Genomic DNA, 12,907 nt, shown 5'->3' with positions numbered 1-12,907 from the left:
AATCACGTTGCACCGCGCGTGAAGTCTGGAGTCCCATCTCCCGGGGTTGCACGGCCTTCACCTCGGGAGATGAAAGATGGCGGGTCCGCTGAGTGACGAGGAGCTGGGGAAGATCGACGCCTACTGGCGCGCGGCGAACTACCTGTCCATCGGGCAGATCTACCTCAAGGACAACCCGCTCCTGGAGCGGCCCCTCACCCGCGAGGACATCAAGCCGCGCCTGCTGGGGCACTTCGGCACCACGCCCGGCCTCAACTTCATCTACGTCCACCTGAACCGCATCATCCGGAACCACCGGGCCAACATGATGTATCTCATTGGCCCCGGGCACGGCGCGCCCGGCATCATCGCCAACACGTTCCTCGAAGGCTCCTACACGGAGCTCTATCCGAACATCGAGCGCAACCGCGACGGCATGAAGCGCCTGTTCCGCCAGTTCTCCTGGCCCTACGGCGTCCCCAGCCACGACGCGCCGGAGGTCCCCGGCTCCATCAGCGAGGGTGGCGAGCTGGGCTACGCGCTCCTCCACGCCTACGGCGCCGTGCTGGACAACCCGGACCTCATCGTCCCCTGCGTCGTCGGCGACGGCGAGGCGGAGACGGGCGCGCTGGCCGCGAGCTGGCACTCCAACAAGTTCATCAACCCCATCAGCGACGGCGCCGTCCTGCCCATCCTGCACCTCAACGGGTACAAGATCGCCAACCCCACGGTGCTCGCGCGCATCGACCATGACGAGCTGGAAGCCCTCTTCAAGGGCTACGGCTACACGCCCTACTTCCTGGAGGGCGACGACCCGAAGGACATGCACCAGCGGATGGCGGCGGTGCTCGACACGCTCTACGCCGAGATCCAGCGCATCCAGCGCCACGCCCGTGAGAACAACGACCCCACCCGCCCGCGCTGGCCCATGCTCGTGCTGCGCACCCCCAAGGGGTGGACCGGCCCGAAGGTGGTGGACGGCAAGCCGGTGGAGGGCACCTGGCGCGCGCACCAGGTCCCGCTGGAGGAGGTGCGTGACAACCCCGAGCACCTGAAGATCCTCGAAGCGTGGCTCCACAGCTACCGCCCCCGCGAGCTGTTCGACGAGAACGGCACCTTCCGCGAGGAGCTGGCGGACCTCGCGCCCAAGGGCCGGCTGCGCATGGGCGTCAACGTGCACTCGAACGGGGGCCAGCTGCTGGTGCCGCTCGTGCTGCCGGGCTTCCGCGACTACGCGGTGGACCCGGGCGTCCCCGGCTCCAAGCAGGTCAGCGCCACCAAGGTGCTGGGCGGCTACCTGCGGGACGTGATGCGCCACAACCTGGCGGCGAAGAACTTCCGCATGTTCGCCCCGGATGAGAACGCGTCCAACCGGCTCCAGGACGTGTACGCCGTCAGCGGCAAGAGCTGGGACGCGAAGCAGCTGTCCACGGACGAGAACCTCTCCGTCGACGGCCGCGTGATGGAGGTCCTGAGCGAGCACCTCTGCCAGGGCTGGCTGGAGGGCTACCTGCTCACCGGACGCCACGGCTTCTTCTCCTGCTACGAAGCGTTCATCCACATCATCGATTCGATGTTCAACCAGCACGCCAAGTGGATAAAGAGCGCGAAGGAGCTTCCGTGGCGCAAGCCCATCGCGTCGCTGAACTACCTGCTCAGCTCGCACGTGTGGCGGCAGGACCACAACGGGTTCTCCCACCAGGACCCGGGCTTCATCGACCACGTGGCCAACAAGAAGGCGGACACGGTGCGCATCTACCTGCCGCCGGACGCGAACACGCTCCTGTCGGTGGCGGACCACTGTCTGCGCTCGAAGAACTACGTGAACCTCATCATCGCGGGGAAGCAGCTGTCGCCCGTGTGGCTGGACATGGCAAGCGCCGTGCGCCACTGCTCGGCGGGCATTGGCGCGTGGGACTGGGCGGGCAATGACGACGGTGACCCGGACGTGGTGATGGCCTGCGCGGGTGACGTGCCCACCATGGAGACGCTGGCCGCGGTGACGCTGCTGCGCGAGTGGGCCCCGGAGCTCAAGGTGCGCGTGGTCAACGTGGTGGACGTCTTCACGCTCGCGCCCGTGCACGTCCATCCGCACGGCCTCAACGAAGAAGACTTCAACCGCCTGTTCACCACGGACAAGCCCGTGGTGTTCGCGTTCCACGGCTACCCGACGCTGGTGCACAAGCTCACGTACAACCGGGCGAATCACGCCAACATCCACGTGCACGGGTACAAGGAAGAGGGCACCACGACGACGCCGTTCGACATGACGGTGCTCAACGACATGGACCGCTTCACCCTGGCGCTGGATGCCATCCGGCACTCGAAGGCCGCGCGGCACCGGCTGGACGACGCGGAGCAGCGCTTCTCCGAGGTGAGGCAGCGGCACAAGCTCTACGTGTCGGAGCACGGTGAGGACATGCCGGAGGTGGCCCACTGGAAATGGAGCGCGCGATGAGCGACCCGGGCACGGTGCTGGTCATCAACAGCGGCTCGTCGTCGCTGAAGTTCGGCCTCTACGTCGAACAGGGTGGCCAGGAGGCGGTGCGGTTCAAGGGCAGCGCGACCCACATTGGCGCGGAGCAGGGCCGGCTGGTCGTGAAGGACGGCGCGGGGAAGCAGGTGCGCGCCCTGGACGTGCGGCATCCGTCGCAGGAGGACGCCCTCCAGGAGGCCGTCCGGCACCTGAAGGAGCTGGGCGCGGAGCCACCCCAGGCCATCGGGCACCGGGTGGTGCATGGCGGCCCCCACCTGCGCCAGCACCAGGCGCTGACGCCGGAGGTGATGAAGGCCCTGGAGGAGGCGACGCACTTCGCGCCGCTGCACATCCCCTCCGCGCTCCGGCTCATCCGGGCCACGCAGCGGCAGCTCCCGGATGTGCCCCAGTTCGTCTGCTTCGACACGGCCTTCCACGCGACGCTGCCAGAGGTCGCGTCGACGTTCCCCCTGCCCCGCTCCGTGCGCGAGCAGGGCGTGCAGCGGTACGGATTCCATGGCCTGTCGTACGAGTCCATCGTGGCAAGGCTCGCGCCCCACATCCCCGAGCGCACCGTGGTGGCGCACCTGGGCAATGGCGCGAGCCTCGTGGCGCTCGAACGTGGACGCTCCGTGGATACCTCCATGGGCTTCACGCCCACCGGCGGCATTCCCAGCGGCACCCGCACGGGGGACCTGGATCCGGGCGTGCTGCTGTTCCTGATGCGCACGGGCGGTCTGGACGCGGATGCGCTGGAGACGCTGGTGAACAAGGACTCCGGGCTGCGCGGCCTGTCGGACGGCACCAGCGACATGCAGGCCCTCACGCGCGACGCGGCGGCGGGCAACGCGGCGGCGGCACTGGCGGTGGACGTCTTCACGCGCGGCATCGCGAAGACGGTGGGTGCCTACGCGGCGGTGCTGGGAGGGCTGGACCTGCTCGTCTTCACCGGCGGCATCGGAGAGAACAGCGCGCAGGTCCGCGAGGGCGTGTGCGCGAGGCTGGGCCACCTGGGCGTCCGCGTGGACCCGCAGCGGAACGAGGCCAACGCGCAGGTCATCACCACCGATGCATCACCCTGCCCGGTGCGCGTGCTGCCCAGCGATGAGGAGGTTCAGCTCGCCCGTCACACGCGCCGGCTGCTTCGCGGTTGAACGGGTCTACGCCTGCCGCGTGACGCTTCGGCGCGGCAGGTGCAGCAATCCTTCGCGGCGCAGCCACAGGGCCGCCGCCACCAGGGTCAGCAGCGTCGTGGGCATCCAGGCCGCCACCGCGGGCGCCAGCCGCTCGGTGAGCACCAGCGTGCGGGACACCACCATCAGGCCCCACATCGCCACGGCGATGAGCAATCCCTCCACCACCGCCGCCGTCAGGTGTCCCCTTCGGTTCGTGCGCAGCGCCAGGCCCACCGCGAGGAGCGCCGCGGGCAGCCCCGCCAGCGGGTACGCGAAGCGGTTGTGCCACGCGAGCTGGAAGGCCTTCGTCGCGAGCCCCACCTCTTCTCGCGCAACAATCTGCTCGCCCAGCTCGCCCAGGCGCATCTGCTCCGGACGGCCCGGCCGGATGCGGAACGTCGTCGCGCCCACGCCCAGCTCGTACTCCGCCGTGGGCCGCTGCGTCACCGACGTGCGCCCGTCCTCCGTGAACGTGCGCTCCACCACGTCCGTCAGCTCCCAGCGCGTGCCCTCCAACGAGCGCATCCGCCCCGCGTCCACCCGGCGCCGCAGCTTGAACTCCGGCGTCAGCGTGAAGATGGAGACGTTCTCGAAGCCCTCCTGCGGGTTGCCACCTCGCAGGAAGAAGATGGCGTCGCCCCGCCGGAACCACTGCTTCGGCGTGTAATACATCCGCCAGTCGCCCCAGCGGTTGAAGCGCTGCGTGGTGATTTCATCCACGCGCCGGCCCGCTCGCGCGGCCACCGTTTCGTCGAAGGCCACCAGCCCCACGCACGCCACCAGCGCGCACACGGCCACCGGCAGGTACAGCGCCGCCGGCCCGAAGGTGAGCGCCCGCAGCGCCGTGACCTCGCCCTTCTTGCGCAGCGCGGACACCGTGGTGCCCGCCGCCAGCAGCAGCGCCGCCGGCCCCAGCTGCTGCACCGTCACCAGCGCCTTGTAGCCGTAGAGCTTGAGCACATCGAGCACCCAGCCCTCACCGCCGTAGGCCTTCGCGCGGTCCACGAAGTCCACCACCAGGAACACCGCCACCACGCCCGCCAGGATGCCCAGCGTGTAGCGCACGTACAGGAGCACCACGTACCGGAACAGGGTGCCCTTCATCGCACCGTCCCCGAACGCGTCACCCGGTACAGCGCGAACGCCCCCACCGCCATGAAGAGCACGTTCGCCAGCTGCCCCGCGAGCAGCACCGGCAGCTGCCCCTTCTGGCCCATCTGCTCGAAGGCGCGGCTCAGCAGGTAGTAGAGGACGTAGCCGCCCAGCGTCAGCAGGTAGCCCCACGCGCGGCCCGCCTGCCTGCGGCCAATGGCCAGCGGCGTGCCCAGGAGCGCGAACGCCACCGGCGCCACCGCGTTGCCCAGCCGGCTGTGCAGCGCCATCAGGAAGGGGCGAGGGTCCTCCCGGCGCTCCTCCGCGTCCTTCGCCGCCGCCACCAGCTCCACCGGCGTCAGCTCCTCCTTCGGCGAGCGGAACCGGTTGCGCCGCGACAGCGACCCGCCCAGCCCCACGTTGATCTCCGCCTTCTCGAAGGCGACGACGCTCGCGTCCACCGAGGAGCGGTTGGCGCGGTGCACCTCGCCTTCCCTCAGTTCAATCCGCAGCGCCTCGCCCCGCTCGGACGTGCCCACGCTGCCCTTGTGCGCCAGCACCAACAGGGGCGAGCTGGGGTCGCGGTCGTCGTGCAGCAGCACGTTCGTCCACCCGCCGCCCTTGGGCGCCACCTTCTGCGCGTACAGCGTCAGGTCGCTCAGGTCCTCGTAGAAGACGCCGGACTTCACGTCGCCCGCGACGTTCTTCTGGATGACCTCGCCCACCAGGTCCTTCACGCCCGTGAGCCCCCACGGCTCCACCGTGGACGTGAGCAGCACCATGAACGCGCTCAGCGCGAGCCCCACGCCCAGCGGCGCGGCCAGCAGCTGCAGCGGGCTGATGCCCAGCGCCTGCAGCGACGTGAGCTCCCGGTCCTCGCCCAGCCGCCCCAGCCCCAGGAGGATGGCCAGGAGGAACGCGATGGGCAGCGCCATCACCAGGAAGTGCGGCGCCAGGTACGCGATGAGCCGGCCCAGATCGCCCAGCGTCACCGCCGAGCCCAGGAGGACGTCCGTGCCGCGCAGGAACTGCATCACGAACAGCAGCAGGAACATGAACGCCACCCAGACACCCAGGGGGACGAGCAGCTCCTTGAGCAGATAGCGCGCCAGCAGCTTCACGACCGCGCCCGCAGCCCCCGCGCGCCGATGTCCCGGCGGAAGTGCTTGCCCTCGAAGCGCACGGCGTCCGCCGCCGCCAGGGCCCGCTCACGCGCCGTCGCCAGCGTGTCGCCGCGCGCGCACACCGTCAGCACCCGGCCTCCCGCCGTCACCAGCGCGCCGTCCTGCTTCGCCACGCCCGCCAGGAACACGGGCGCGTTCGGGGCCACCGCGTCCAGTCCTTCGATGCGCGCGCCCTTCTTCGGCGCGTCCGGATAGCCCTCCGCCGCCAGCACCACGCCCACCGACGCGCCCGGGAACTGCTTCAGCGGCCTGGGCTCCAGCGTCCCCTTCGCGCACGCCTCCATCAGCGGCAGCAGGTCCTCGTCCACCTGCATCATCAGGACCTGCGTCTCCGGGTCCCCGAAGCGCGCGTTGAACTCCAGCACCTTGGGGCCGGACGCCGTGAGCATCAGCCCCGCGTACAGCACCCCGCGCAGCGGCGTGCCGCGCTTCTTGAGCACCGCCAGCGTGGGCGCGATGACCTGCTCGCCCACCTTCGCCAGCTGCTCCGGCGTGAGGAACGGCGCCGGGCAGTACGCGCCCATGCCGCCGGTGTTGGGGCCCGTGTCGCCCTCGCCCACGCGCTTGTGGTCCTGCGACAGCGGCAGCAGCACGTAGCGCTCGCCGTCGCACAGGGCCATCAGGGACACCTCTTCGCCCTCCAGCAGCTCCTCCAGCACCATCTGCTGGCCCGCCTGCCCCATCTGGGCCACGGCGCGCACGGCTTCGCGCGCGGCCTTCGCGTCCGGCGCGACGATGACGCCCTTGCCCGCGGCCAGGCCGTCCGCCTTCACCACGATGCGGCCCTGGGCGACGGCGTACGCTTCGGCTTCCGCCGCGTCGGTGAAGACGCGGAAGGCCGCGGTGGGCACGCCGGCCTCCGCCATGACCTCCTTGGCGAACGCCTTGGAGCCCTCGATGCGCGCGGCCGCGGCGACGGGGCCGAAGCACGGGATGTCCACCTGCGCCAGCGCGTCCGCGACGCCCGCGACCAGCGGCGCCTCCGGGCCCACCACCACCAGGTCCACGCGCTCGCGGCGCGCCAGCGACACCACCGCCTCCGGCGAATCCGCCTGAAGCGGCACGTTGGTGCCCCAGCGCGCCGTGCCCGGATTGCCCGGGCCGACCAGGAGCCGCGACAGACGAGGACTCTGGGCCAGCTTCCACGCGAGCGCGTGCTCACGGCCGCCCGACCCCAGCAACAGGACCTTCACGTCAACCTCGCTCGTCGAGTTTGAAGAGCAGCTTCTTCGCCGGGAAGTAGGACGGGTCCAACCCCACCACCTTCTCCAGCACCGCGCGCGCCTCCTTCGGCTTCGACGTCACCAGCAGCTCCGCCAGCTTCGTCTGCGCGGACAGCATCTTCGGCGCCACGTCCAACGCGGACTGCAACGTGCGCATGGCCCCCGCCACGTCCCTGCCCGCGGCCTGCGCGAGCCCCAGCGACAGGCGCGCCACCGGCAGCCCCCGCTCCAGGCCCACCGCGCGCTGCGCGAGGCTGAGCGCTTGCGGCCCATTCGTGTCCAGCGCGATGAGCGCCCGGTACGCCTGCGCGGCGCCGCTGTTCGCGTTCACGTCCACCACGGACTGCAGCAGCCGCTCCGCGGTCGGATGGTCCCCCTGGTGGAAGCGCACCAGGGCCTCGTACAGCAGGGGCTGCACGTCCTCCGGACGGTCGCCCAGGGACTTCACCACGTTCTCCACGCCCACCAGCGTGTCGCCCGGCCGCAGCCAGAAGCGCGTCAGCGCGGGCCGGGGCGCCAGCCGCAGCGGATCCCACTCGCGCGCCTCCAGCACCGGGTAGAACAGGCGGAAGGCCTCGTCGCGCTTCTTCGCGCTCGCCGCCGCCACGCCCTCCAGGAGCTTCGCGTCCAGGCGGCGGTCGTCCAGCCGCACCGCCTGCTGGAAGCGCTCCTGCGCGCCGCCCGCGTCGCCCTCCAGGAGGAGCATCCGCCCCTCCAGCACCTTCTCCAGCGCCGCGTCCTCCAGCCGGCCCTGGAAGCCCTTCAGGTGCTCGCGGGCCACGGCCGCGTCCTTCTGCGCCAGCGCCACCAGGAACCACTGCAGGTGGGCCTCCGGCAGCGCGGGCACCGCCTTCAGCGCCTGCGTCGCCGCCTCCACCGCGCCGGCGTCGTTGCCCGCCGTGCGCTCCGCCGCGGCCAGGTGGCTGTACATCTCCGACGCGTCGCGCGGACCGTAGCGGGACGCGTTCTTCGTCAGGGCCCTCAGGGAGCGCACGGCCTCGCGCGCGTTGCCCTCCGCCTGGTAGCGCAGCACCGCCAGCGCCAGGGTGGCGCGCACGTCGCCCGCCTTCGCCTTCAGCCGGTCCTCGTACAGCTTGCGCGCGCGGCCGGTCTCCCCCACCTCGACGTAGATGCGGGCGGCGGCCTCCAGGCTGTTCCAGTCCTGGGGGTCCAGCCGCATGCGCTGGTTGAGCTGCTTCAGCGCCTGGCCGTACTGGCCGGCCTGCTCGTGCGCGAGCGCGCTGTAGTAGTCCACGCGCTTGAGGCCGGGCGCCAGCTTGCGGGCGGCGTCGAACTCCTGGTTCGCCAGCTCGCGCGACGTGGCCACCTGCGCGCGCCCCAGCACCAGGTGCGCCTCCGCCTTGTAGGCGTCCGCGGCGCCCGGCTGGGACAGCACCTCCGTCGCCAGCCGTGACGCCTCCTCCAGGTTGCCGGGCTGGCGCGAGCGCGCCAGCAGCAGGTTCGCGTGCGCGACGAGCAGCGCGGGCGTCTCTCCGTTGGTGCGCTGCGCGGCCTGGAGGAGCTCGCGCGCCTCCTGGAAGGAGTTGTCGTCCATGCCCGGACCGCGCCCGAGCGCCAGCGCCTGCACGTACCCGGCGATGGCGTCCGTGCTGCGCGGGTCCAGCAGGAGCGCCTGCTGGAAGGACTCCTCGGCCTCCGTGTACGCGATGCGCTGATCCAGCCCGAGCTGCTTCTGGCCGGCGGCCAGGTGCTCCGCGCTGGTGCCCTCCAGCTCCAGGAACTGGAGCTTCCAGCGGCCCACCGCGGCCAGGACCTCCGGAGGCACCGGGGCCGGAGCGGCGGGCTTCGCCTCCCGCAGGCGCTGCTCCTCCTGGGGCTTGTGCACGAGGAAGTAGTAGCCCGCGCCACCGGCCCCGAGGACCGCCAGCGCCAGCAGGCCCACGACTCCCGCCCGTCTGCCACCACCGCTTCCGCCACGCTGCGCGCTGCGGACCGGCGCGGCCGTGATGTGCGACGTGCGCGCGGGCTTCACCGAGCTCACGCGCGAGTCCGGCGACAGCGCCGCGGCCCCGTCCGTCCGGAGCTCTTCACCGGACGCGCTGGGGTCCAGGCCGCTCATCATCGGCAGCTCCACCGAGCCGCCGCCAGACGCGGGCGCCGCCACCTCCGGCGCCACCATCACGCTGGACTCGCGGGGGAACGCGGCCTCGCGCTGCTTGCAGTCCTCGCAGATGCCCATCGCCTGATCGAAGGCGTCCGTCAGGTCCTTGCCGCACGAGCGGCAGTGGGTGTGCGCCTCCGGCTTCGGGAGGACCTGCGCGGGGGGCCGGGCGGACATGCGGCCCAGCGACACCGCTCCGGCGGGAGCCGGGGAGGCCTTCGCGGACGGCGGCGCGGCTTCCGGCTCCAGGCCTCCGGGCGGCGGGCCCAGGAAGTCGAGCAGCGGATCCGCCGCGGCGGACGCGGGCGCGGGCTTCGATGGAGCTACGGGAGCTGCGGGCGCCGCGGGAGCGGCCACACCGGGCGCGTCCGGCACCGGCGGGCCGGGCTTCGCGGCGGGCGCGGCCCTGGGCGCGGGCTTCGGCGCGGCCCTGGGCTCGGACGCGGGAGGCGCGGATGACGGGCCCAGGTCCGCGAACGGGTCCACGCTCCCGGGCGGGCCCAGCTCCGGCATCTCGCCGAAGTCCCCGAAGAGGTCCGACTTCGAAGCCGCCTTCGCGGGGGCGGGCGCGGCGGCCGGATTGCTCCGGGGCTCACGCGCGACCGGCGGCGCGGGTGTGGGCACGGCCCCTTCAGGGGGAGCCGTCACGGACGCGGCGGACGCCTCCCGCTTCACGAGCTGGAGGTGACGGCAGCGGGGACACTGCGCGCGGACGCCCTTGGGCGTGATCAACCGATCGTCGATCGCGTAGGCCGCCGCGCATTTCTGGCAGACGATGCGCATGAAGTTAGTGGCGGAAGTGTCGCACTCCCGTCACCACCATGGCCATCCCATGTTCGTCCGCGGCGGCGATCACCTCCGCGTCCCGGACGGAACCGCCCGGCTGGATGACCGCCGTCGCCCCCGCCCGGGCCGCCTCGTCCAGCCCGTCCCGGAAGGGGAAGAAGGCATCCGAGGCCACGGCGCTGCCCTTGAGGGCCTCGCCACCTCGCGTCATGGCGATGCGCACGGAGTCCACCCGGTTCGTCTGCCCGCCGCCCTGGGCCAGGAGCTGGGAGGGCGCCGCGAAGACGATGGCGTTGCTCTTCACGTGCTTGCACACCTTCCAGGCGAAGCGCAGGGCCCGCTCCTCCTCCGGCGTGGGGGCGCGCTTGGAGACCACCTTCCACTCCAGGGGCGGCTCCACCGCGTCGCGGTCCATCAGCAGCATGCCGCCGGACACGCTGCGCGCGTCCACCTGGGGCCGGGGCGCCGCCGCGGGGGACGCCAGCGCGGGGCCCGCCTCCAAAAGGCGCAGGTTCTTCTTGCCCGCCAGCACCTGGAGCGCCGCCGCCGAGTACGACGGCGCGATGACCGCCTCCAGGAACGTCTCCGCCATGGCCCTCGCCGTGGCCTCGTCCACCTCGCGGTTGAAGGCGACGATGCCGCCAAAGGCGCTCACCTCGTCCACCGCGCGGGCGGTGCGGTAGGCCTTCTCCAGCGCGTCATCCACCGCCACGCCGCACGGGGTGTTGTGCTTGATGACCACCGCGCAGGGCTTCTCCGGGAACTCCAGGACGAGCCCCAGGGCCGCGTCCAGGTCCAGGATGTTGTTGTACGAAAGCTCCTTGCCCTGGAGCACCTTGGCGAAGGCGACGGACGGCTCCTTCGGGGCGGCGTATTCCTTGTAGAAGGCGCCGCGCTGGTGCGGGTTCTCCCCGTAGCGCAGCCCCTGCACCTTGCGGAACGCGAGCGACAGCTCCTCCGGAAAGGGCTCCTGGGCCTCGCCGGACAGCCACCCGGAGATGGACGCGTCGTAGGCCGCCGTGTGCGCGAACGCCTTGCGCATCAGCCGGCGCCGCGTCTCCAGGCCCACGCCCTTCTGGCCCTCAATCTCCGCGAGCACCGGCGCGTAGTCGTCCGGGTCCACCACGATGGCCACGTGCTGGAAGTTCTTCGCGGACGCGCGGACCATCGCCGGCCCGCCGATGTCGATGTTCTCGATGACGTCGTCCTCGCCCGCGCCGGACGCCACCGTCTGGCGGAACGGGTAGAGGTTCACCACCACCAGGGAGATGGGCTCGATGTGGTTGGCCGCCATCTCCGCCTTGTCGCTGTCCAGGTTGGGCCGGCCGAGGATGCCGCCGTGGATGCGGGGGTGGAGCGTCTTCACGCGGCCGCCGAGGATTTCGGGGCTCTGCGTGTGCTCGGAGACCTGGGTGGCGGGGATGCCCGCGGCCTTCAGGGCCTCCAGGGTGCCGCCCGTGGAGAGCAGCCGGTAACCCAGCCGCACCAGGCCCTGGGCAAAGGGGACCAGACCGCGCTTGTCGGAAACGCTCAGGAGAGCCAGCACGTGTGCGCCTCGCTATGGGTGGGGTGGCGCGGGTCCTAGCAACCACCCCCTGGGGTGTCAACGCAACACGTCACCCCAGGCCCGGAAGCGGAACAGTGCGCTGCCCTCTAGGGCTTGCGAGCGGACACGGGAGGCTCGGCCTCCGTGGCCTCGCGCAGCTTCATCAGGCCGCGCGTCTCCACCTGGCGGATGCGCTCGCGGGTGAGGTTCATGATCTCCCCCACCTCTTCCAGGGTAATTCCACCCTTCTCCGCCACGTCCAGGGCGCAGGTGTGCTCCAGCTCCGTGATTTCCTTGTCCGGGAAGTTGAGCTTGATGGAGCCCGTCTCCGGGTTCACGTCCAGGTAGAGGTTGTGCTTGCAGGACACGAAGAGGCACGGGCGCGGGCCGTTGATGCAGTCCGCGCGGGTGCGCGGCCGCTGCTCGTCCACGAGCTTGAGCGTCTCCGTCTCCTCGGGGTCCAGCTGGCCGGCCAGCCGGCGCCGCCGCAGGTCGCGCGCCATCTCCTTGCGCGACATCGTCTTGGAGCGCCGGCGTTCCGCGGGCTGCTCCTCCTCATTCCCCTCCCCGCCCTCTTGCAGCTGCTTCACTTCCGACATGTGTCGTCCTCCAGATGCGTGGAGTCTACCCGGTTCAACAGGACCCTGGGGGGCATCCTATTGTGGCCGGAGCGTTTCGTCTTCACGCGCCGTGACGGCGCTGCCCAACCGGGCGACATCGCGGACCAGATCCTGCGCCCGTTGCCTGAGCGTTGCCAACTGGGCTTCGAGTGACCTCCTGCGTTCTCCTCCCAGGGGCCGTCCTCCCAGCTCCTCCTGGAACCCGTCCAGCACCTCCGACAGGTCCCTCTGGAGCTGGTCGATGTGGTTGCGGTGGAACACGAAGGAGCGGCGGATGTCCTCCAGGGTGTGTCCTTCGGCCATCATCTTCTTGATGACGTTGATGCGCCGCACCGCTTCCACCGGGTAGAGCCCCAGGCTGCCCTGGTGCTTCCCCTTGCGGCCCACGCGGCGGCTGCGGGGGAGCAGCCCGGCCTGGACGTACTTCCGGAACGTCGCCTCCGAGAGCCTCACGCCCCGGGGCCGGAAGATTTCCAGGATCGCGTTCGCGGGCAGGCCGCCCGCGTTCTCTCGCTCGATTCGCTCAAGTTCCTCGGGCGCGAGCAGGTCCATCGATTCCATTGAATAGAGGCTACTGAATGGATGGCATAGGTGCCAGATTCGCGCGTCACTCGTCAAGGAGGACGAGCAGGCGTGCAGGCGGACGTCGGCCGGCCGACGCTCAGCGCCGGCGGCCGGGGGCTTCAGGGGATGCAGGGGCTACC

9 protein-coding genes are annotated in these 12,907 nt (G+C 71.2%); 2 read left to right on the top strand and 7 right to left on the bottom strand.

Annotation, left to right across the window (positions count from 1 at the left end; genetic code table 11):
• The first annotated feature begins 76 nt into the window (after positions 1-76).
• On the top strand, positions 77-2,437 hold the full coding sequence (locus D7X55_RS08670) for a phosphoketolase (protein WP_120549339.1): 2,361 nt from the start codon (positions 77-79) through the stop codon (positions 2,435-2,437).
• A complete protein-coding gene (locus D7X55_RS08665; RefSeq protein WP_121722787.1) occupies positions 2,434-3,609 on the top strand; it encodes an acetate/propionate family kinase in 1,176 nt (391 codons plus the stop codon). Before D7X55_RS08670 ends, D7X55_RS08665 begins: the two co-directional genes overlap by 4 nt.
• 6 nt (positions 3,610-3,615) lie before the next feature.
• Here D7X55_RS08665 and D7X55_RS08660 read toward each other — a convergent pair whose 3' ends face one another.
• The 7 genes from D7X55_RS08660 to D7X55_RS08630 all read right to left on the bottom strand — a co-directional run bounded on the left by D7X55_RS08660 (position 3,616) and on the right by D7X55_RS08630 (position 12,764).
• Positions 3,616-4,734, bottom strand: coding sequence for an LptF/LptG family permease (locus tag D7X55_RS08660; protein ID WP_120549340.1), 1,119 nt, complete (start codon positions 4,732-4,734; stop codon positions 3,616-3,618).
• Complete coding sequence (locus tag D7X55_RS08655) at positions 4,731-5,843, bottom strand: LptF/LptG family permease (RefSeq protein ID WP_120549341.1); 1,113 nt, start codon at positions 5,841-5,843, stop codon at positions 4,731-4,733. The genes D7X55_RS08660 and D7X55_RS08655 overlap by 4 nt, the downstream gene beginning before the upstream one ends.
• Positions 5,840-7,099, bottom strand: coding sequence for a phosphoribosylamine--glycine ligase (purD, locus tag D7X55_RS08650; RefSeq protein WP_121722777.1), 1,260 nt, complete (start codon positions 7,097-7,099; stop codon positions 5,840-5,842). The genes D7X55_RS08655 and purD overlap by 4 nt, the downstream gene beginning before the upstream one ends.
• A 1-nt stretch (position 7,100) precedes the next feature.
• The gene (locus tag D7X55_RS08645) at positions 7,101-10,034 is read right to left on the bottom strand and encodes a zinc-ribbon domain-containing protein (protein ID WP_121722776.1); all 2,934 of its coding nucleotides are present in this window, start codon (positions 10,032-10,034) and stop codon (positions 7,101-7,103) included.
• A 4-nt stretch (positions 10,035-10,038) separates the two neighbouring features.
• Positions 10,039-11,583 (bottom strand): bifunctional phosphoribosylaminoimidazolecarboxamide formyltransferase/IMP cyclohydrolase, encoded by a 1,545-nt coding sequence (gene purH, locus D7X55_RS08640; RefSeq protein WP_121722775.1) that lies wholly within the window; start codon positions 11,581-11,583, stop codon positions 10,039-10,041.
• 107 nt (positions 11,584-11,690) lie between these two features.
• A complete protein-coding gene (locus D7X55_RS08635; RefSeq protein ID WP_120549345.1) occupies positions 11,691-12,182 on the bottom strand; it encodes a sigma factor-like helix-turn-helix DNA-binding protein in 492 nt (163 codons plus the stop codon).
• A 57-nt stretch (positions 12,183-12,239) separates the two neighbouring features.
• On the bottom strand, positions 12,240-12,764 hold the full coding sequence (locus tag D7X55_RS08630; protein ID WP_014397953.1) for a MerR family transcriptional regulator: 525 nt from the start codon (positions 12,762-12,764) through the stop codon (positions 12,240-12,242).
• Positions 12,765-12,907 lie beyond the last annotated feature (143 nt).

This window comes from Corallococcus sp. AB049A (assembly GCF_003668885.1).
GTDB classification, from domain to species: Bacteria; Myxococcota; Myxococcia; order Myxococcales; family Myxococcaceae; genus Corallococcus; species Corallococcus interemptor.
Note: the sequence above shows the minus strand (reverse complement) of the source record. Positions and strands in the feature narration are given on the sequence as shown.